This is a genomic window from Parahaliea mediterranea (assembly GCF_017255185.1).
GTDB lineage: Bacteria > Pseudomonadota > Gammaproteobacteria > Pseudomonadales > Halieaceae > JAFKCZ01.
Window position 1 is genome coordinate 15,196 of the sequence record NZ_JAFKCZ010000017.1, and the last position, 19,546, is coordinate 34,741.

The 19,546-nt window shown below is 67.3% G+C and carries 16 protein-coding genes; 11 read left to right on the forward strand and 5 right to left on the reverse strand.

Annotated features, from left to right (window positions below; genetic code table 11):
* Nucleotides 1-17: 17 nt before the first annotated feature.
* The 3 genes from JYP50_RS18745 to JYP50_RS18755 form a co-directional block, all read right to left on the reverse strand.
* Nucleotides 18-359, reverse strand: a complete 342-nt coding sequence (locus JYP50_RS18745) for a cupin domain-containing protein (RefSeq protein WP_206562097.1) — start codon at nucleotides 357-359, stop codon at nucleotides 18-20.
* A gap of 136 nt (nucleotides 360-495) precedes the next feature.
* Nucleotides 496-3,102, reverse strand: coding sequence for a pyruvate, phosphate dikinase (gene ppdK / locus JYP50_RS18750; RefSeq protein WP_206562098.1), 2,607 nt, complete (start codon nucleotides 3,100-3,102; stop codon nucleotides 496-498).
* 210 nt (nucleotides 3,103-3,312) lie between these two features.
* Nucleotides 3,313-4,197, reverse strand: a complete 885-nt coding sequence (locus JYP50_RS18755; RefSeq protein ID WP_347136850.1) for an LLM class flavin-dependent oxidoreductase — start codon at nucleotides 4,195-4,197, stop codon at nucleotides 3,313-3,315.
* A 181-nt stretch (nucleotides 4,198-4,378) separates the two neighbouring features.
* Between JYP50_RS18755 and JYP50_RS18760 the strand changes: the two genes are divergently transcribed.
* Nucleotides 4,379-5,395, forward strand: coding sequence for a TIGR03617 family F420-dependent LLM class oxidoreductase (locus JYP50_RS18760; RefSeq protein WP_206562099.1), 1,017 nt, complete (start codon nucleotides 4,379-4,381; stop codon nucleotides 5,393-5,395).
* A gap of 40 nt (nucleotides 5,396-5,435) precedes the next feature.
* On the opposite strand, the gene JYP50_RS18765 is transcribed toward JYP50_RS18760, so the two are convergent.
* Entirely contained in the window at nucleotides 5,436-7,526 is a 2,091-nt protein-coding gene (locus tag JYP50_RS18765; RefSeq protein ID WP_241263323.1) for a metallophosphoesterase family protein, read from the reverse strand.
* Nucleotides 7,527-7,745: 219 nt separating this feature from the next.
* Here JYP50_RS18765 and JYP50_RS18770 point away from each other — a divergent pair, with 219 nt between their 5' ends.
* The 8 genes from JYP50_RS18770 to JYP50_RS18805 all read left to right on the forward strand — a co-directional run bounded on the left by JYP50_RS18770 (nucleotide 7,746) and on the right by JYP50_RS18805 (nucleotide 16,448).
* Complete coding sequence (locus tag JYP50_RS18770) at nucleotides 7,746-8,927, forward strand: acyl-CoA dehydrogenase family protein (protein WP_206562100.1); 1,182 nt, start codon at nucleotides 7,746-7,748, stop codon at nucleotides 8,925-8,927.
* Between the two features lie 15 nt (nucleotides 8,928-8,942).
* Nucleotides 8,943-10,082, forward strand: coding sequence for an acyl-CoA dehydrogenase family protein (locus JYP50_RS18775; protein ID WP_206562101.1), 1,140 nt, complete (start codon nucleotides 8,943-8,945; stop codon nucleotides 10,080-10,082).
* A gap of 74 nt (nucleotides 10,083-10,156) precedes the next feature.
* Complete coding sequence (locus tag JYP50_RS18780; protein ID WP_206562102.1) at nucleotides 10,157-10,858, forward strand: hypothetical protein; 702 nt, start codon at nucleotides 10,157-10,159, stop codon at nucleotides 10,856-10,858.
* Nucleotides 10,855-11,994, forward strand: coding sequence for a hypothetical protein (locus tag JYP50_RS22025; protein ID WP_206562103.1), 1,140 nt, complete (start codon nucleotides 10,855-10,857; stop codon nucleotides 11,992-11,994). Before JYP50_RS18780 ends, JYP50_RS22025 begins: the two co-directional genes overlap by 4 nt.
* A gap of 43 nt (nucleotides 11,995-12,037) precedes the next feature.
* On the forward strand, nucleotides 12,038-12,775 hold the full coding sequence (locus JYP50_RS18790; protein WP_206562104.1) for a helix-turn-helix domain-containing protein: 738 nt from the start codon (nucleotides 12,038-12,040) through the stop codon (nucleotides 12,773-12,775).
* A 106-nt stretch (nucleotides 12,776-12,881) separates the two neighbouring features.
* A complete protein-coding gene (gene rlmKL / locus JYP50_RS18795; RefSeq protein WP_206562105.1) occupies nucleotides 12,882-15,134 on the forward strand; it encodes a bifunctional 23S rRNA (guanine(2069)-N(7))-methyltransferase RlmK/23S rRNA (guanine(2445)-N(2))-methyltransferase RlmL in 2,253 nt (750 codons plus the stop codon).
* A gap of 367 nt (nucleotides 15,135-15,501) precedes the next feature.
* Nucleotides 15,502-15,957 carry a flavodoxin family protein gene (locus tag JYP50_RS18800; protein WP_206562106.1) on the forward strand — a complete coding sequence of 152 codons (456 nt, stop codon included), beginning with the start codon at nucleotides 15,502-15,504 and terminating at the stop codon, nucleotides 15,955-15,957.
* A 20-nt stretch (nucleotides 15,958-15,977) separates the two neighbouring features.
* Entirely contained in the window at nucleotides 15,978-16,448 is a 471-nt protein-coding gene (locus JYP50_RS18805; RefSeq protein ID WP_206562107.1) for a PaaI family thioesterase, read from the forward strand.
* On the opposite strand, the gene JYP50_RS18810 is transcribed toward JYP50_RS18805, so the two are convergent.
* Complete coding sequence (locus JYP50_RS18810; protein WP_206562108.1) at nucleotides 16,445-17,320, reverse strand: LysR family transcriptional regulator; 876 nt, start codon at nucleotides 17,318-17,320, stop codon at nucleotides 16,445-16,447. The genes JYP50_RS18805 and JYP50_RS18810 overlap by 4 nt on opposite strands.
* 112 nt (nucleotides 17,321-17,432) lie before the next feature.
* On the opposite strand from JYP50_RS18810, the gene leuC reads away from it, so the two are divergent.
* Nucleotides 17,433-18,866, forward strand: coding sequence for a 3-isopropylmalate dehydratase large subunit (leuC, locus tag JYP50_RS18815; protein WP_206562109.1), 1,434 nt, complete (start codon nucleotides 17,433-17,435; stop codon nucleotides 18,864-18,866).
* Nucleotides 18,863-19,510, forward strand: a complete 648-nt coding sequence (leuD, locus tag JYP50_RS18820; RefSeq protein ID WP_206562110.1) for a 3-isopropylmalate dehydratase small subunit — start codon at nucleotides 18,863-18,865, stop codon at nucleotides 19,508-19,510. The genes leuC and leuD overlap by 4 nt, the downstream gene beginning before the upstream one ends.
* The last annotated feature ends 36 nt before the right edge of the window (nucleotides 19,511-19,546 follow it).

Consider the following 19,546-nt stretch of genomic DNA (forward strand, 5'->3'; position numbering starts at 1 on the left):
CCGGCGGCGCGCGTGAATCACGAGCGGGGCGGGGGCGTGTTGGCGAACATCACCATCAGGGTCATGTCCTCGTCGATCTCGAAAAAGCTGTGTTCGGTGGTGGCGCCGACGTAGAGAATCGAGCCGGGTCCGACCGCGCGCTCCTTGTCCCCCAGGCGCATGCGCGCCTTGCCTTCCAGCACCATGTAGACCTCGTCGTCATCGTGGTGGGACTGCATGTCCTTGCTGCCGGCGGGCAGGAAGTAGAGGCCACAATTCATGGCCGGGACATTGAGGAATTCCAGGTATTCAACGGCGTCGCCCTTGAACTTGTCCTTGATCTCGGCGAGATCGAATACCTGCCATTGGTCGGATGTCATTATTTGCTCCTGCTGGGTTATCGCTGGCCGGCGCTGCCGGCTTGTCTTGCGGCGTGCGACCAGTATCCCCGACTCAAGGGGCCGGCGCAACGCGGCCCCTTGATGCAGGTCAAGCGATGTCGGTGGCTTAAACCGCTCAGCCCCCCAGTTCCCGCTTCACCTTGGCCTGGGCCGCGGCGATGCGCGCCACCGGCACGCGGAAGGGGCTGCAGGAGACGTAGTCCAGGCCCAGGTCGTGGCAGAACTGGATGGAGCGGGGGTCGCCGCCGTGCTCGCCGCAGATGCCGTACTTGATGCCCGGCTTGCGCGCGCGGCTCTCGTTGACCGCCATTTCCATCAGCCGGCCCACGGCGCGCTGGTCCAGCGACACGAAGGGGTCTGACTCGACCAGTTTTTTCTCCAGGTACTGGGGAATGAACTTGCCGGCGTCGTCGCGCGAGAAACCGTAGGTCATCTGGGTGAGGTCGTTGGTGCCGAAGCTCATGAATTCGACCTCGTTGGCCAGGCGGTCGGCGCCGAGGGTGGCCCGGGGCGTCTCCATCATGGTGCCGATGCGGTAGGGCACCGAGACATGTTTTTCTTTCAGCACGGCCTGGATGCCGCGGTCGATAATATCGGAGATCAGGCGGATCTCGCGCACGTTGACCACCAGCGGAATCATGATTTCCGGCAGCGGCTTGAGGCCCTGCTCGATGGCGTCCACCGCCGCGCTGATGATGGCGCGGACCTGCATCTCGGTGATCTCCGGGTACACCACCGACAGGCGGCAGCCGCGGAAACCGAGCATCGGGTTGACCTCGGCCAGGTCCTGGCAGATCTCGCGGATCCGGGCGGCCGGCTTGCCGATGCGCCCGGCCAGGGCCTCGATCTCAGTGTCGTCGTGGGGCAGGAACTCGTGCAGCGGCGGGTCCAGCAGGCGCACGGTCACCGGCAGAGCGTCCATCACCTTGAACAGGGCCAGCATGTCGTCGTGCTGGAATTTAAGCAGCTGGTCGAGGTAGCCCTGGCGCTCGGCCTTGTTCTCGGACAGGATCATGGCCCGCATCAGGTCGATGCGCTCGGCCTCGAAGAACATGTGCTCGGTGCGGCACAGGCCGATGCCTTCGGCACCGAGCTCGCGCGCCTTGGCGGCGTCCTCGGGGGTCTCGGCGTTGGCCCGCACTTTCAGGCGGCGGTGCTTGTCGGCCCAGGACAGCAGGGTCTGGAAGTCGTCCGAGGAACTGGCCTCGGTCTTGGGAATGTCACCGAGCATCACGTCGCCGGCGGTGCCGTCGAGGGTGATGACGTCGCCGCGCTTGATCACCACGCCGTCGGTGGTGGTGGCGGTGCCCTCGGCGTAGTTGATTTTCAGCGCGCCGCAACCGGTGATGGCGCACACGCCCATGCCCCGGGCGACCACCGCGGCGTGGGATGTCATGCCGCCGAGTTCGGTGAGGATGCCCTCGGCCACCTTCATGCCGTGGATGTCCTCGGGGGTGGTTTCACGGCGCACCAGGATGACCTGGTCGCCCCCGGCGGCGACCTGTACCGCCTCGTCGGCGGAGAACACCACCTTGCCGGTGGCGCCGCCGGGACTGGCGGGCAGGCCGGTGGCGACAATGTCGGTCTTGGCCTGTGGGTCCACCATCGGGTGCAGGAAGGCCTCGACGTGCTCGGGGGACACCCGCATCAGCGCCTCGCTCTCGGTGATCATGCCCTCGCGGACCATGTCCACGGCGATTTTCACCGAGGCGCGGCCGGTGCGCTTGCCGCTGCGGGTCTGCAGCATGTAGAAGCGCCCTTCCTGCACGGTAAACTCGAGGTCCTGCATGTCGCGGTAGTGCTTCTCCAGCAGGGCCTGGGTTTTGTACAGCTCGTCGTACACCTCCGGCAGTTTCTGCTGCAGCGCCGCCAGGGGCTGCGGCGTGCGGGTGCCGGCCACCACGTCCTCGCCGGCGGCGTTGAACAGGAACTCGCCGAAGAAGTCGTTCTCGCCGGTGGAGGGGTTGCGGGTGAAGGCCACGCCGGAACCGGAGTCATCGCCGAAGTTGCCGTAGACCATGGCCTGCACGTTCACCGCGGTGCCCAGGGTTTCGGGGATGTTGTTCATTTCCCGGTACACATAGGCCCGCGGCGTGTGCCAGGACAGGAACACCGCTTCCACCGCCATCTTCAGCTGGGTGAAGGGGTCCTCGGGGAAGTTCACCAGGGTCTTGAAGGTGGCGATAATGGCCTGCCAGTCCTCGGCGGTCATGTCGGTGTCGAGGGGCTTGCCGTGGGCGGCTTTGTACTGCTCGATCTCGTGTTCGAACTGTTCACCGTCGGCCTCCAGCACCACATTGGCGAACATCTGGATAAAGCGCCGGTAGCAGTCGTAGGCGAAGCGGGGGTTGTCGGTCTTGCGCGCCAGGCCCTCGGCGATCTCGTCGTTGAGGCCCAGGTTGAGAATGGTGTCCATCATCCCCGGCATCGACACCGGGGCGCCGGAGCGCACCGAGAACAACAGGGGGTTCTCGGGGTCGCCGAAGCGCGCGCCCATCTTTTTCTCCACCAGGTCCAGGGCGACCCGGTACTCCTGTTCCAGCAGCGCGGGCAGTTTGTTGCCGGCCTCGAAGAACTCGCGGCAGGTGGGGGTGGTGATGATGAAGCCGTAGGGCACCGGGAGGCCCAGCGAGGTCATCTCGCAGAGGTTGGCGCCTTTGCCGCCGAGCAGTTCGCGGTCGTCCTTGCTGCCTTCGTTGAACAGGTATACGCGTTTGGCCATGGTCTCTCCCGGGCTAAAAAGATAGTGGTGCGCTGGAACAGCCGGCGAGTATAGCGATTATCGCCGCCCCAAGGGAGATTTGCCGCTATATAAAATTGTTTCAATATCAACAACTTGTAGTGATACTACAAGTTCCCGGGGCGGCGCCGGCGATTCCGTCGCCGGCTTTGTAGATTTACTACAGCGCCACCGCGGGCGGACGGGGGTGCTTCAGCGCGCGGCGAGCAGCTCGCTGAGCCGGTCGATTTCCGCCAGCTCCGCGGTGGCGGGGACCAGGAATACCTCCTCGCAACCGGCCGCCTCGGCGTTGTCCAGGGCCTCGCGCACCGCGTCGGGGGTGTGGCGGTGGACCGATTCCGCCATGGCCCTGGCGATCTCCGGGCCGGCGATGTCCAGGTAGTCGTAGACGTAGTCGTGCAATTTGCCCGCGCCGCCGTCGGCCAGCGAAAACCAGAAACCGCCCAGGCGGTAGGGGCGCTGTTCGCGGCCGGCCTCGGCCCAGGCCGCATCAGCGAGCTCGAAGGCGTTGCGCAATTCCGCGGTTTCGCCGTTGCCGGACCAGGCGTAGAGGCCGTCGGCCCAGCGCGCGCAGCGGGCGATGCTCTTGGGGCCCAGGGCCCCGGCCAGCAGCCGCGGCCCGCCGGAGCGGGTGGGGGCGGGGCCGATGGCGCCGGCGCCGGGGATGATTTCCTCCCCGGCCCAGACCCGGCGCAGCTCCTCCACCTGCTGGTCCATGCGCTGGTAGCGGCCGCGCATGTTCTGGTGCAGCGCCCGGTAGTCCTGCTCGCGGCCGCCGTAGCCCACACAGACCTGCTCCAGGCGACCACCGGAGAGGATATCCATGGTGGCCACTTCCTTGGCCACCGCCACCGCCGGGTGCATGGGCAGGACGTAGAGGGTGGGGGTGATCTTCACGCGGCTGGTGGCCACCGCCGCCGCGGACAGCAGCACCCGCATGTCGTAGGTGGGGCCGTGCACCCGCTCGCCGCAGGATAGGCTGTGGAAGGGGCCCTCGTCCACGCGCCGGAACCAGGCCAGGTAATCCTCGCGGGTCAGCCCCGCTTTCATGTAGGGCAGGCAGATACCGATTTTCACGATGCGCTCCTCCGCGATGGTTGGGCGAATTATCGCCCAGGGTCACGGCGCGCGCTGTACAGCATGGTAAACCAGAGCGTTCTGTCGTGCCGGTACGGGCTTGCCGAGCGGGGGTATGGCGCTATACCCGCGGCCCCGGCCGGGATACTGTCGGGCACAAGGCAAGCGGAGGCACAAGACCATGAAAATCGACGGCCCACTCTACAGTACACTGGAAACCGCGGCCGCCGATGCGCGGCGCATGGCGGATCTGGGCTACGACGGTATCTACTCCCTGGAGGGCAGCAGTGACCCCTTCCTGCCCCTGGTATTGGCCAGCGAGCATGCCCCGGGGCTGGATATCGCCACCGGCATCGCCGTGGCCTTCCCGCGCAACCCCCTGCACCTGGCCTACCAGGCCTGGGATCTGCAGCGATTCAGCCGGGGCCGTTTTCTGCTCGGCCTGGGTTCCCAGGTGCGCGCGCACATCGAAAAGCGCTTCGGCGTGAATTTCGATCCGCCCGCCCCGCGCATGCGCGACTACATCCTTGCCCTCAAGGCGATTTTCGATTGCTGGCAGCACGGTGGCCGGCTGGATTACCGCGGGCGCTTCTACCGCCACACCCTGATGACGCCGATGTTCAATCCCGGTCCCAACCCTTATGGCGTTCCGCCTGTACTGCTCGGTGCGCTGGGGCCGCGGATGACCGAAGTGGCGGGGGAGGTGGCGGACGGCTTGATTGTCCACCCCTTCAACAACCTGTCCTTTATCGAGCAACACACCCTGCCCGCGGTGGAGCGCGGCCTGGCGAAATCCGGCCGGCGGCGCGCCGATTTCACCCTGCAGATCAATGCCGTGGTGATTACCGGTGACACCGACGCCGAACGGGCCGCGGCCCGCGACAGCGTCCGGCAACTGCTGGGCTTCTACGCATCGACCCCGGCCTACCGCCCGCCGATGGAGGCCATCGGCAAGGGGGCGCTGCAGGAGGAATTGAACCGCCTGAGCAAGCGCGGGGAGTGGCAGCGCCTGGGTGAGTATATCGACGACGAATTTCTGGCGCGGTTCGCGACCGAGGGGGCGCCGCAGGAGATCCCACAGCTGTTGCACGAGCGCTACGGTCGCTACGCCGACCGCCTGGCGCTGTACATTCCCTATCGGGCGCCGGATGCGCTGTGGCGGGAGGTGATCGCCGGCCTGCGGCGGCTGGCGACCTAGAGCAACAGTGCCGCCGGGTGTTTCCCGGCGGCATGTGGGGTCAGCGCAGGTTGCGCTCCCGGACCAGGGCGAGCTGCGCGTCCTGTTGCAGGATGGCCCACCAGCGCTTGCCGTGCTCGGCGTCGAAGCCCACCATCGGGTAGGCCTCGCAGCCTTCCGCGCGCTCCGGGGCGTTGTCGATGTAGCTGTCATCCCAGGCGGATTGCACGACGCAGTCGGCCGGCGCCACCGCGCGCCAGCGGTCCAGGTACACGGCGAGGGTAGCGTCGCGGCGCAGTGATCGCCCGCCGTAGGTGAACTGCACCGCGTAGGGGTCGGCCACCGCGTCGCTGATATCCCAGGAGCGCGTGGCGTAGTCCGGCAAGGTCACCGGCGGCTTGGCCTCGCCGCTGGCGCTGGAGCCCGCCAGGCCCGTTTCCGCTTCGATGTCCTTCATGACGCCGTAGTCGTCCTGGTACACGCCGGTCTGGTTTTGGGTGCCGCTGACGATCAGGATTTCCGACTCGGTGTCGCGGTCCTCCGGCAGCCAGCTCAGGGTCACGTGCTCCTTGAGGTCGATGGTGGTCTCGGGAATGATCATCTCCTGGGCGTCAACATCCGGTATCACGCGGTTGTTGCCGTTGAGGTTGGGTGTCCAGCTCTCGTGGTACTGGAAAATCCACTGGTAGGCCAGCCGCACCAGGTCGTTGAGGGTCTCCGCGCGGGAGAAGCCGGGGGTGTAGCCCATGTCGCGGGTGCGGGTGTCGGTGCGGTTGAAGGTGCGGTTGAGACCGCCCAGCAGGCGCGCCTCGCTTTTGTCGGGGCCGATACACACGTTGCTGAGGTACTCGGGCTGGAGCACCATCACCGGCCGGGTGTCGGCGGGGATGGAGTCCGGGTAGACCACGGTCTCGCAGCGGTCGGTGGTGCGGGAAAAGCGGTCCATCAGTTTCCAGTCCGCCTCGAAATCTTCCTCCGGCGCGTTGCTGCGGGCGGTGTGCTCGGCAAAGTAGGCGGCGTAGTCCACACGCGGGCCGTTAAAGCGCAGCAGCGAGGAATTGACGTCAAAATGGCTCGAGCCCTTATCCAGGGTGGCATTCTTCTGGGACACAATCATCTGCACCAGGTCGCGCTCGCCGTAGCGGAACTCGTAGCCCTTGTAGGAGGCGTTGCCGGCCATGATCTGGGTGTAGACGTCCATGCGGTAATTGCCGCCGGTGGGTGTGGAGCTGGAGGGGTAGGTGGTCAGCGTGGTCTTCGCGCTGATCAGCGAGCGCTGGTACTGGTGCTCGTGGCCCTGGACGTAGATGACGTCGTAATCGGCGAAGAACTCGCGTATCTGCGGTTGTACCTGGTAGACCCAGTCATCGTCCTTGGTGCCGTCCACGATCTGCTCGCGGGTCTGGCCGTACTTGGCGCCGATCAGGCCGTCGTGGCTGGCCACGACGATGTGGTCGATGTCCTCCTCGTGTTCGTAGACCACCTGCTTGATCCACTCGAAGGCGATGGGCAGGTTGTAGTAGGCGAGGCCGACGATCAGCACGTTCTCGCGGATCACATAGTAGTTGACCCACTCGTAGCCGGGCATGTGCACCGCGTCCTCGGGGATGAAGTCGCGCATGTTCTCGACCCATTCCACGGTGTAGGCGTAGCTGGTTTCGTGGTTGCCCATCACCGGCAGGAACTCCACGCCCTGGGCGGCATACCGGTCGGCGACAGAACGCCACTCGGCGAATTCGAGGGTGGAGCCCTTGTCGGTCAGGTCGCCCAGGGCGATCACCATGTCCGCCCCGGCGGCGCGCTGGTGCTTGAGTACCTCGTCCATGGGGTGGATCGACACGTGGGCCTGGCCCTGGGCGTCGGTGCCGCCCTGGGTGTCCGGCAGCAGGCCGATGGTGAAGCTGTCGAAGCGGTCGTTGGAGCCATTGGGCGACCGGTTGGGGCCGACCCCTGTTTCGCCCGCGGGATCGGTTTTTGGTTGCGAGTCGACGGTGGCGTCCACATTTTCCTGGCCGGGCAGGCCAAATGCCTGGTTTTGTCCGGCGGCGTTGTCGCCATCGCCGGAGTCGGATCCGCAGGCGCTCAGCAGGCTGGCCGTCATCAAACTGCCCAGTAGTGTCTTGGCAAACGTTCTTCCCCGGTGGTGTGTCATTAGTATGGCTCCTTTTTGGCGGTTAGGGGCGTGCCCCGAAAAGCTAGCCATTGCATAGAATTACTGTGACAGGGCGGCGAATGCCTTGTGTTGGTCCCGTGAAGTTTTTATAACAGGGCGCGGGGATCGCTTTTGTCAGTCCAGGTGGCCGCAGTGCGCGCTGACAAGTGCCGGCAATCGGGCATAGTGTCAGGGTGACGGTGCGAAGGAGGGAGTCCCTTGAAACTGCAATTCACGGCGGCGCAGCTGGCACTGCGCGACGAGCTGCGCGCCTACTTCCGGGAATTAATGACGCCGGCGCTGGCGGCCGAGTGCGAGCGCGACATGGGCGAGGGCGGTGGGCCGCTGTGGCGGGAGGCGCTGGCGCGCATGGGCCGCGACGGCTGGATCGGCCTGGGCTGGCCCGAGGCCCTGGGCGGGCGCGGTTTGAGCCCGCTGGAGCAGTTCATCTTCGTGGAGGAGGTGATGCGCGCCGGCTACCCCTTCCCCTTCCTCACCACCGAGTCGGTGGGCCCGATCCTGGCGGAGCACGGCAACGACTGGATCCAGCGGGAAATCGTGCCGAAGATCCTGCGCGGGGAACTGCTGATCGCCATCGGCTACTCCGAGCCCGGCGCCGGCACCGACCTGGCGAGCCTCAAGACCGCGGCGGTGCGCGAGGGCGACGGCTGGGTGATCAACGGCCAGAAGATGTGGACCTCGCTGGCGCATTTTTGCGACTACACCTGGCTGGCGGCGCGCACCGATCCCGAGGCGCCGAAAAAGCACAAGGGCATTTCCATGTTCCTGGTGCCCAACAACGATCCGGGCTGGAGTTGCACCCCGGTGCACACCCTGGGGGGAGTGCGCACCAACGCCACCTTCTACGACAACATCCGCGTGTCCGACGACCACCGGGTCGGCGAATTGCACGGCGGCTGGAAGCTGATTACCAGCCAGCTCAACCGCGAGCGCCTGAGCCTGATCAATTTCGGCCCCTCGGCGGAGCTGTTCAACGCCACGGTGCGCTGGGCGCGGGACAGCGCGCTGCCGGGCGGCGGCCGCGTGATCGACCAGGGCTGGGTCCAGCTGAACCTGGCCCGCTGCCGCGCGCTCATCGAGTGCATGAAGCTGATCGTCTACAAACAGAGCTGGGCAATGACCGAGGGCACGCTGGAGATGGCCGACGCCTCCGCCGCCAAGGTCTACGGCTCCGAGGCCTTTATCGAACTCTACCGCTTGCTGGGCGAGGTGGTGGGCCAGGCGGGCCTGCTGCGCGACGGCGATGGCTGCGACAGCGCGCGCCGCCTGGAGCGCCTGTATCGCGCCGCCTCCATCATCACCTTCGGCGGTGGCACCAACGAAATCCAGCGCGACATCATATCGGCGGCGGGGCTGTGGATGCCCCGCGCCAGTCGCTAGCGGGGAGGGCAGGTCATGGATTTTGGATTCAGCGACGAGCAGCGGGAGGTGCGCGACCTGGCCCGCCGCATCCTCGGCGAGCAGGTAAGCCCGCGGTCCCTGCAAGCCTACGACGAATACGCCGCGCCGCGCTTTGACGAGGACCTGTGGCGCGCGCTGCTGGATGCTGGCCTGCCCGGTGTCGCGGTGGCGGCCCAGTGGGGCGGCATGGATTTCGGCTTTCTCGAGCTGGCGCTGTTCATCGAGGAGGTGGGGCGCGGCATCGCGCCGGTGCCGGCGATCCAGCACTGCGTCGGCGGCATGCTGCCCCTGCAGCGCTTCGGCAGTGCCGCGCAGCGGGCGCGCTGGCTGCCCGCGGCCGTGTCCGGAGAGCTCCTGCTCACCGCGGCGTTGACCGAAACGGGCAACGACTGGTCGCGGGCACCGCGGTGCGTGACCGCGCGCCGGGACGGCGACACGCTGTGCCTGCGGGGCCGCAAGAGCGCGGTGCCCTTTGCCGCCCAGGCGGACCTGGTGCTGCTGCCCGCGGCCCTGGAAGGCGGTGACGATGTGGCGGTGGTGTTGTTGGATCCGCGCGGCGCGGGGGTGACGCTGCTGCCCTGCGAGTCCACCAGTTTCGAGCCCCAGGCGCACCTGCAACTGGACAATGTGCGCGTCCCGCCCGAGCAGGTGCTGGTGGGCCGCGGCGGCGCGGCGGCCATGGCGTGGCTGGCGGAGCGCATGTGCGCCGCGCTCTGCGCGCACCAGCTCGGCGCGGCGGACGCGGCCATGCGCATGGCCGCCTCCTATACCGGCGAGCGCCAGCAGTTTGGCGTGCCGATTTCCACCTTCCAGGCGGTGGGGCACCGCATGGCCAACTGTTACATCGACGTGGAGTGCCTGCGCCTGGCGACCTACCAGGCCTGCTCGCTGCTGCACGACGAGCAGGCCGCGGCGCTGGAGACCCGCATCGCCAAGGTGTGGGCCGGCGACACCGGGCACCGGGTGAGTTATGCCACCCAGCATGTGCACGGCGGTACCGGCATCGACCGCGACTATCCCCTGTGGCGCTACTGCCTGTGGCTGCGGCACAACGAGATGACCCTGGGCGGCAGCGGTTTTCACCTGGCGGCCATCGGCGAGGGGCTGGCCGGGGGGCAAGGTCTGTTCGCCTGAGGGCTTTGCCCCGTCGCCGCAAAACCGGCATTGATCGCTGACCGCCGCCGGGCGCTGGGTTACACTAGCGCCCGATGATTGCTCCCTTACTCCAACGCCTGCTTACCGCCTGCTTGCTGGCGGCGATGCTGCTCGCCGGCGCCTGCGCCAACCCGCAAGCGCCCTTGCGCGGCGACAACGGCCAGCCGGCGGATTTCAGCGGGCACTGGGAGTTGAACTACGGCCAGAGCGACAATATCCAGGCGCGGCTGAATGCCCTGATGCGCGAATTGCGCCGGCAGAACGAGCGCCGCGGCGCGGGGGGCGAGGTCGGCGGGGCGTTGATCAGTGTCGGTGGCGGTGGCGCCAATAGCGGCGCCTCGGTGTTCGGCCTGGCGCAGATGGCGGATTTGATCACGCGGTCGCCGCAGCTCATCATCGACCAGGACGAAGAGGGTATCCAGGTCAAGCGGGAGGGCAATTTCGCCCTGGACTGCCAGTTCGTCGGTGATTCGGCCTACCGCGTGGATTCCCCCCTCGGGCGGGAGCTCTGCGGTTGGGACGGCCACCAGTTGGTGTTCACCCTGTTGTTGCCGGAGGGCCTGAGCATCCGCCATCGCCTGACCCTGAGCCCCGACGCCCGGAGCATGAATATTGCCAGCACCGTGGTCTCTGACCAGGTGTCCCAGCCCTTTACCCTGAACCGGGTGTACAGCCGCTTCGACCCCGCCGCGGCGGGCTACCATTGCAAAATGACCCTGACCCGCGGCCGCGTGTGCACCACGGAGGCCCAGTGAGGCTGGCCGTCCTGTCGCTGTGCGCCTGGCTGGCCGCCTGTGCCGGCGGCGCGCCGGAACCCGCCCCGCAGCCCGTCGCGGCGACGGCGCAGTGGCCGGCGCCCGTGGGCTCGGTGAGCTTGCAGCGGGTGGACGAGGTCGAGGAGGCCGCGGCCCTGGACGTGGGGCTGGTGGTCTTCGACCCCGGGCTGGCGGAAGACGTGACCTCTCACGGCACCCGGGGCATTTTCCCGGAGATCCGCCGGGCCGAGGCGCGCTACCTGCCGGTGCTGTTGCGCCAGGCCCTGGTGGATGCGGGCGCCTGGGGGGTGGTGCGGGTGCTGCCGGAGCCCGACGACAGTGTCGAATTGCTGGTGCGGGCGAGCATATTGCATTCCGACGGGCAGCGCCTGGCCCTGCGGGTGAGCGCCGGCGACGCCAGCGGTCGCCAGTGGCTGGATCGCGTCTACACCGATGTCGCCACGGAGGGCGACTACCCGGTGCCCGAGGGCGGCGACCCCTTCGCCGACCTCTACCGACAGGTCGCCAACGACCTGCTGGCGGTCCGCCGGGCGCTGGATGCCGACGCGTTGCAGGCGATTCGCCGGGTGGGCGAGTTGCGCTACGCCGCCAGCCTGGCGCCGGAGGCTTTCACGGGCTACCTGGCACGGGACGAGGCCGGCCACTACCGTGTGTCGCGCCTGCCGGCGGCGGGCGATCCGATGCTCGCCCGGGTGCAGCGCATCCGCAACAAGGAACACCTGTTTATCGACACCGTGGACGAGCAGTACCTCGACCTGTTGCAGGAGATGCGTCCCACCTACAACCTGTGGCGCCAGTACGGCCTGGAACAGGCCTTGTACATCGCCAATTACCACGAGCGCCTGGCCGGGCGCGACAGCGCCGGACGCCGGGGCTCCTTCGCCGCCATGCAGCAGACCTACAACGCCTTCAAGTGGCACAAAATCCAGCAACAGGACCTGCGCGAGCTGGCCCGGGGGTTCGACAACGAGGTGACGCCCACGGTCCTGGAAGCCAGTGGCCGGGTGTTCCGCCTCAACGGCAGCCTGGACAGCCAGTACAGTGAGTGGCGGGGTATCCTGCGGCAGATCTTCGCCCTCGAGACCGGTCTCGCGCCGGCGGACGGATCGCCCTGATGGCGGCTATACTGGTGGGCGCGAGCGCGCGCGGAGGCCAGCGATGAGCGACAGCAAACCGGAGCACGAGAACCGTTCCCTGTTCGATGCGCTGATGCGCCTCAGCGGGCAGGTGGCGGGCGGCACCCTGGAGCTGGCCCGCAGCACCGCCACGCTCACCGCGATGTTCGGCGAGTCCTGGCTGCGCAACGCCCTGCTCAATACCATGGAGCCGGAGCGGCTGGAGGCCATGGCGGATGCCGGCCACTTCCTGCGCGATGCCCGGGAGACCGCCGGTATGTCGCTGAAGGAGCTGGCGGACAGCCTCGGCGTGTCGGACAAGCGCATCCTCGAAGACGTGGAGAGCGGCGACAAGATCATGCCCCTGGAGCTGGTGCTGCGCTGCGCCTCGCTGCTGGCGCGGCACGACCCCATACCCTTTCTGATCAAGTTCATGCGCACCTACAACCCGCAGCTGGAGCAAACCCTGGAGAGCTGGGGGGTGATGGCCCTGCCCAAGCAGTACGAGCGCGAGCGCCGCTTTATCAACCTCTACCGCAAGCACGATGTCTTGCGCGGTTTCAGCGACGAGGAGTTCCAGCGTTTCATCGACTACATGGAGAGCTCGTCCAACCTGGTGCTGGACGTCATGGCGCGGGAGAAAGACGCCAACACGCCGCGGCGCCAAGCCGCGAAGCCGCCGGCCAGGAAACGAGCCGCCGGCGCCGCGCGAAAGCGGCCCGCCGCCGCGCGCAAAACACCGAAAAGTCGCGCCAAACCGCGAGCCGAGGGCGCCGACTAAGCCTCGAAACCACCTCATGTTATGTTTGGTTTCAGATTGTAAACCCGCTTTAAGTAGCTGAATTAATGAATATTTTGATTATGTTTAAACCGTGGGGGCGGCGCCCGTGAGCAGTGCCGCGACCCGCGACTGGTTCGCCACCTGTCCCAAGGGCATCGAGTCCCTGCTGGCCCACGAGCTGGAGACCCTGGGCGCCGTTGGAACCCGTGAGACGGTGGCCGGGGTGTATTTTTCCGGCCCCCTGGCGGTGGCCTACCGGGCCTGCCTGTGGTCCCGGCTGGCGAACCGCGTGCTGCTGCCGATCGCCAGTGTCGACGCGGACACGGCGGACGCCCTGTACCAGGGCCTGGGCGAGATCGCCTGGCTCGACTGGCTGGATGTGCGCCAGACCTTCGCCATCGACTTCAGCGGCCAGAACCGCGCCATCCGCAACACCCAGTTCGGCGCCCAGCGCAGCAAGGACGCCATCGTCGACTGGTTCCAGAACAGCCTGGGCCGGCGACCCTCGGTCGCGCGGCGGGACCCCGATCTGCGCTTCAATGTGCGCCTGTCGCGGGACCGAGCCATGGTGGCCCTGGACATGGCCGGCGGCAGCCTGCACCGCCGGGGCTACCGCACCGGCGCCGGCGCCGCGCCGCTGAAGGAGAACCTGGCCGCCGCGCTGCTATTGCGGGCGGACTGGCCGGGCATGGCCGCCCGCGGCGGCGCCCTGATCGACCCCATGTGCGGCTCCGGCACGCTGCTGCTGGAAGGCGCGATGATGGCGGCGGATGTCGCTCCGGGGCTCGAGCGCGGGCGCTACGGCTTCGAGGCCTGGCGCGGCCACAATCCCGAGCAGTGGCGGGCGATTCTCGGCGACGCCCGGGGGCGGGCGGAGCGCGGGCGCGCCCGCCAGCTGCCGGAAATGCGCGGCTACGACGCGGATCACCGGGTGGTGCGCCGGGCCCAGGAAAACATCGCCCGCCTGGGGCTGGAGCGCTCGGTGCGGGTGACCTGCAAGCCCCTGGGTGAGTTGCGCCGTCCGACCCACGTGGCGCTGCCGGAGGGCCTGCTGATCTGCAATCCGCCCTACGGCGAGCGGCTCGGCGAAAAGGAGAGCCTGCGCTACCTGTACCGGGAACTCGGCGAGGTCATGAAGCGCGAGTTCGGCGACTGGCAGGCGGCCATCTTCACCGCCGATGTCGAGCTGGGCCGCGCCATCGGTCTGCGCAGCCACCGCCAGTACAAACTCTACAACGGCGCCATCCCCTCGACCCTGCTGCTGTTCGAACTGCGCGACAACCGCCTGCGCGACGCGGGCGGGGCGGGGGAGGCCTCTGCGCGACCGGAGCCGTCGGCGCCGCTGCGCCAGGTGGAGAACGCGCCCGACCCGGCGCCGCTGAGCGAGGGCGCGCAGATGTTCGCCAATCGCCTGCGCAAGAACCGCAAGCGCCTGGCGTCCTGGGTGCGCCGCGAGGCCATCGAGTGCTACCGGGTCTACGACGCGGACATGCCCGAATACGCGGTGGCGGTGGACCTCTACGGCGAGCGCGTGCACGTCGCGGAGTACCAGGCACCCCGGGGAGTGGACCCGGAGGCCGCGGCGCGGCGCATGGACGAGGTGTTGGCGGCGTTGCCGACGGTGTTCGAGGTGGCGCCGGGGGATATCGCCTGCAAGCTGCGCCAGCGCCAGCGGGGCGCGCAGCAGTACCAGCGCCGCGAGGCGCGGGGCGAGCTGATCAGTGTGCGCGAGGGAGCGGCCAGGCTGCTGGTCAATCTGCACGACTACCTGGATACCGGGTTGTTTCTCGATCACCGCCCGCTGCGCCGGCGGATCGCCGCCGAATCCGCGGGGGCGGATTTCCTCAACCTGTTCTGTTACACCGGCGCGGCCACGGTGCACGCCGCGCTCGGCGGCGCGCGCTCCACCACCAGTGTCGACCTCTCCAACACTTACCTGGGCTGGTTGCGCAAGAACCTGGCCCACAACGGCCTGGGGGAGAGCGCGCACCGGGTCGAGCGCGCGGACTGCCTGGCCTGGCTGGGGCAGACAGGCCCCAGCTATGACCTGATCATGCTCGACCCGCCCTCGTTTTCCAACTCGCGGGCGATGGCGGACAGCTTCGACGTGCAGCGCGACCACCTGGCGCTGGTGCGTGCCGCGATGGCACGCTTGCGGCCGGAGGGGCAGTTGTACTTTTCCAACAACCGCCGCGGCTTCAAGCTCGACCCGCTGCTGGCGGAGGCCTTCGACTGCGAGGACATCACCGCGGCAACCCTGGATCCGGACTTCGCGCGCAACCCCAGGGTTCACGTCTGCTACCGCCTGCGGCACCGTGACGGCGGCTCCCGCTCAGCAACACCGTGGGGTCGCGGGTAAGTGTCTACAAACAGCGGGTGCCGCGTGCTATCCACACTACCTGTACAAGCGTGCAGGTTTTGGCCTAATTGCCATTAGTTTGAGAAAGGGGCCATCTAAGTGTTTGTTTCTTCAGTTATAAAAGGGTACCCGGTCGTGTCGGCCGGCGGCGCGGGTTGCCCGCGCGTTCCAGTTTGGAGCCGCGGCGCGGTTGAATGTCCCCAGAGTTATCCACAGGCTGCTCTGTGGATAACACGTGGATGGTCCCGGCAGGGGGTGAAGGGCTGGCCAGGGGCCGCCAGGTGATGTCGCCGGCGCCGGGTCGGAACGATGACAAGCCCCCCGGGCTGTGTTCAAATCGCCGGTCGTGTTGTTGCGGGGCCGGGGCATGAAAACGCTGTTGATCGTGTACCACAGCCAAAGTGGCGCCAGCGCCGGACTGGCCCGCGAGCTGTGGCGGGGCGCGCGCGAGGAGGGGAGCGTCGATGTCCGGGTGATGCGCGCCTGGGATTGCGGTACCCTCGACGTACTGGAGGCGCACGGCCTGGCGCTGGTGGCCCCGGAAAACGCCGGCGCGCTCGGCGGCGGCATGAAGGATTTCCTGGATCGCGTGTTCTATCCGGCCATCGACCGGCAGCTGGTGCTGCCCTACGCCCTGGTGATCAGTGCGGGGAATGACGGCCGCAATGCCCGTGCCCAGGTGCAGCGCATGGTGTCGGGTATTCCCTTTACCGAGGCCACGCCGCCGCTGATCTGTCGCGGCGAGGTGAGCGAGGGGCACCGGCGGGAGTGCCGGGAATTGGGCCAGGCCCTGGCGGCCGGGCTGGAGATGGGCATTTTTTAATAAGAAGGTAGACACTGGCGATGACCGAGCAAGCAGACATTCCCGATGGCTTTGAACCGGTCCCCACGGGCCTGGGCTTTACCGACATGCTACAGCCGTTTTACCGCTGTATCGACGAAGGCGGCATCCGCTTCGGCCTGCGAGTGGGGGAGCAGCACGTCAACCTGATGGGGATCTGCCACGGCGGCGTATTGCTGACCCTGGCGGACGTGGCGGCCGGTACCGCGGTCAGTCACGCGCGGGGCCAGATGGGGGGCAATCCCACTGTCAACCTCAGTCTCGATTTTATCAACAGCGGCAAGCGCGGCGAGTGGCTGCAAGCCGAGCTGAGCGAGATCACGCTCAAGCGCCGCTTTGGCTTCTGCAACGGACTGATCAGCAGTGAGCGGGGAATTGTCGCCCGCTTCAACGGCACCTTCTATTTACCCGGCCACGAGGGCATGTGGCAGGGCGAGCGCCGGCCGGACGCGACGGGTATCGCGGACGGCTAGCCGTCCGCCGCGGGCCTCAGCTGTTCGATAAAGGCCCGCGCCGCCCGCGACAGGCTGCGGCCCCGGTGGTAGACCACACCCAGGGTGCGCTCGATCCGCACGTCCTCCACCGTCAGTGGCAGCAGGGTGTGATCGCACATGCTGCGCGGCAGCACCGTCCAGCCGAGTCCCACCGAGGCCATCATGCGGATGGTCTCCAGGTAATTGGTGGCCATCGACACCTGCAGCTGCAAGTCTCGCCCGTCAAACAGGGTTTTCACGATCTGACCGGTGAAGGTGTTGAGGCCGGGCAGGATGGCCGCGTGCTGCGACAGCGCGTCGAGGGGGCAGGGGTGCAGCGCCGCCAGCGGATGGTCCCGGGCCACCATGACATCCAGCGGGTCCTGCCATACCGGAAGGGCGATCACATTGGGGTCGCGCTCGGGTGCCAGGGTGACCACCGCGAGTTCCGCCTTGCCGTGGAGAATCAGTTCGTGGGCCTGCTCCGAATCCATGAAGTCGATGTCGATCTGGACGTCCGGGTAGGTCTTGCTGAAGGTCGACAGCACCGGCGGCAGGCGGTGCAGGCCGATGTGATGGCTGGTGGCCAGGCGCAGTTCGCCGGCCACGTCCCCCGACAGGTCGCGCACCGCCTGCCGCGCGGCCTGCAATTGCCGCAATACGGCCTTGGCGTGTGGCAGCAGGGCCTGGCCGGCTTCGGTGAGGCCCACCTGGCGGCCGATGCGATCGAACAGCTGGCATTCCAGCTGTTGCTCCAGCAGGGCTATACGCTTGCTGACCGCGGGCTGGGTCAGGTGCAGGGCCTGTGCCGCCTGGGAAAAGGAACAGGTCTCGGCGACATGGAGGAAGGCCTGGAGATTTTGCGTATCCATTTGTATTCCTATTGGGAATCAATTGAATAAAAATAATAAATTTGTTTTATCTCTGCCGCAAGCGTAGGATGGCCGCCTGTTTCCGTTATTGCCGACCAGTGAGGGAGGGGCCATGGCCGGACAAACCCTGTACGACAAATTGTGGCAGCAGCATGTGGTGGAAACCCGCGACGATGGCACCGCGCTGCTCTATATCGATCGTCACCTGATTCACGAGGTGACCTCGCCGCAGGCCTTCGAGGGCCTGCGCCTGGCCGGGCGCAAGCCCTGGCGCCTGGACGCCAACCTGGCGGTGCCGGACCACAACGTGCCCACCGACAGTGCCGAGCGCGCCGGCGGTGTGGAGGCGATCGCCGACCCGGTGTCGCAGTTGCAGGTGCGCACCCTTGACGACAATTGCGCCGATTTCAATATCGTGGAATTCGCCATCAATGACCGCCGCCAGGGCATTGTGCACGTGGTGGGCCCGGAGCAGGGCGCCACGCTGCCGGGCATGACCGTGGTGTGTGGCGACTCCCACACATCCACCCACGGCGCGCTGGGAGCGCTGGCCCACGGCATCGGCACCTCGGAGGTGGAGCACGTGCTGGCCACCCAGTGCCTGATTACCCGCAAGATGAAAAACATGCTGGTGCGCATCGACGGCCAGCTGCAGCGGGGAGTGACGGCCAAGGACGTGGTGCTGGCGGTGATCGGCCGCATCGGCACCGCCGGCGGCACCGGCTACGCCATCGAATTCGCCGGCGAGGTGGTGCGCGACATGAGCATGGAAGGGCGCATGACCATGTGCAATATGTCCATCGAGGCCGGCGCCCGCGCCGGCATGGTGGCGGTGGACGACACCACCCTGGACTATGTGCGCGGACGCGCCTACGCCCCTGCCGACGACCAGTGGGAGCAGGCCGTTGCCGCCTGGCGCGAGCTGCACTCGGACGCCGACGCCCGGTTCGATAGGGTGGTGGAGCTGCGCGGCGAGGACATCGCGCCCCAGGTCACCTGGGGCACCTCGCCCGAGATGGTGCTGCCGGTGGACGCGCTGCTGCCGCAACCCGACAGCCTGGCATCGGCCTCCGCCTGTGAATCCGCCCGGCGCGCCTTCGAGTACATGGGGTTGGAGCCGGGCACGGCGATCACCGACATCCGCCCGGACCGGGTGTTTATCGGCTCCTGCACCAATTCGCGTATCGAGGACCTGCGCGAGGCCGCCGCGGTGGTGCGCGGCAAGCGGGTCGCGGCCAGCATCAAGCAGGCCCTGGTGGTGCCCGGTTCCGGCGAGGTTAAGGCGCAGGCCGAGGCCGAGGGCCTGGACCGCGTCTTCATCGACGCCGGCATGGAGTGGCGCGAGCCCGGTTGTTCCATGTGCCTGGCGATGAACGCCGACAAACTGGGGGCGGGCGAGCACTGCGCGTCCACGTCCAACCGCAATTTCGAGGGTCGCCAGGGTTTCGGCGGGCGCACCCATCTGGTCAGCCCGGCGATGGCCGCGGCGGCGGCGGTGGCGGGGCACTTCGTTGATGTGCGCAACTGGCAGGAGGAGACGCAATGAAAAGCTTCACTGTGCACAAAGGTGTCGCGGCGCCGATGGACCGCGCCAATGTCGACACCGACCTGATCATTCCCAAGCAGTTTTTGAAGTCGATCAAGCGCAGCGGCTTCGGCCCCAACCTGTTCGACGAGTTGCGCTATCTCGACGAGGGGCAGCCGGGGCAGGATTGCAGCGGCCGGCCGCTGAACCCGGACTTCGCCCTGAACCAGCCGCGCTACGCCGGCGCCTCGGTATTGCTGGCGCGGGAAAACTTCGGCTGCGGCTCCTCTCGCGAACACGCCCCCTGGGCGCTGGACGACTACGGTTTCCGCTGCGTTATCGCGCCGAGCTTCGCCGACATTTTCTTCAACAACTGCTTCAAGAATGGCATCCTGCCGATCGCCCTGGACGCGGATACCGTGGAGAGGCTGTTCCAGGCGATGTACGCGCAGGAGGGCTTCGCCCTGGAGATCGATCTGCCGGCCCAGGTGATCCGCACGCCGGCGGGCGAGGACATCGCCTTCGAGGTGGAGAGCTTCCGCAAGCACTGCCTGGTCAACGGCCTGGACGATATCGGCCTGACCCTGGAGAGCGCCGGGGCCATCCGCGACTTCGAGGCGGCGCACCGGCAGCGCGCGCCCTGGTTGTTCGACCGCATCCGTTGAGGTCGCGCTGCGATGAATCCATCGGGCGAACTGAAT

What these genes read in the sequence shown, in the direction of transcription:
- JYP50_RS18745 (WP_206562097.1), bottom strand. Translation starts at nt 359, where the DNA reads ATGACATCCGACCAATGGCAGGTATTCGATCTCGCCGAGATCAAGGAC.
- ppdK (WP_206562098.1), bottom strand. Translation starts at nt 3,102, where the DNA reads ATGGCCAAACGCGTATACCTGTTCAACGAAGGCAGCAAGGACGACCGC.
- JYP50_RS18760 (WP_206562099.1), top strand. Translation starts at nt 4,379, where the DNA reads ATGAAAATCGACGGCCCACTCTACAGTACACTGGAAACCGCGGCCGCC.
- JYP50_RS18765 (WP_241263323.1), bottom strand. Translation starts at nt 7,526, where the DNA reads ATGACACACCACCGGGGAAGAACGTTTGCCAAGACACTACTGGGCAGT.
- JYP50_RS18775 (WP_206562101.1), top strand. Translation starts at nt 8,943, where the DNA reads ATGGATTTTGGATTCAGCGACGAGCAGCGGGAGGTGCGCGACCTGGCC.
- JYP50_RS18780 (WP_206562102.1), top strand. Translation starts at nt 10,157, where the DNA reads ATGATTGCTCCCTTACTCCAACGCCTGCTTACCGCCTGCTTGCTGGCG.
- JYP50_RS18790 (WP_206562104.1), top strand. Translation starts at nt 12,038, where the DNA reads ATGAGCGACAGCAAACCGGAGCACGAGAACCGTTCCCTGTTCGATGCG.
- JYP50_RS18800 (WP_206562106.1), top strand. Translation starts at nt 15,502, where the DNA reads ATGAAAACGCTGTTGATCGTGTACCACAGCCAAAGTGGCGCCAGCGCC.
- JYP50_RS18805 (WP_206562107.1), top strand. Translation starts at nt 15,978, where the DNA reads ATGACCGAGCAAGCAGACATTCCCGATGGCTTTGAACCGGTCCCCACG.
- JYP50_RS18810 (WP_206562108.1), bottom strand. Translation starts at nt 17,320, where the DNA reads ATGGATACGCAAAATCTCCAGGCCTTCCTCCATGTCGCCGAGACCTGT.
- leuC (WP_206562109.1), top strand. Translation starts at nt 17,433, where the DNA reads ATGGCCGGACAAACCCTGTACGACAAATTGTGGCAGCAGCATGTGGTG.
- leuD (WP_206562110.1), top strand. Translation starts at nt 18,863, where the DNA reads ATGAAAAGCTTCACTGTGCACAAAGGTGTCGCGGCGCCGATGGACCGC.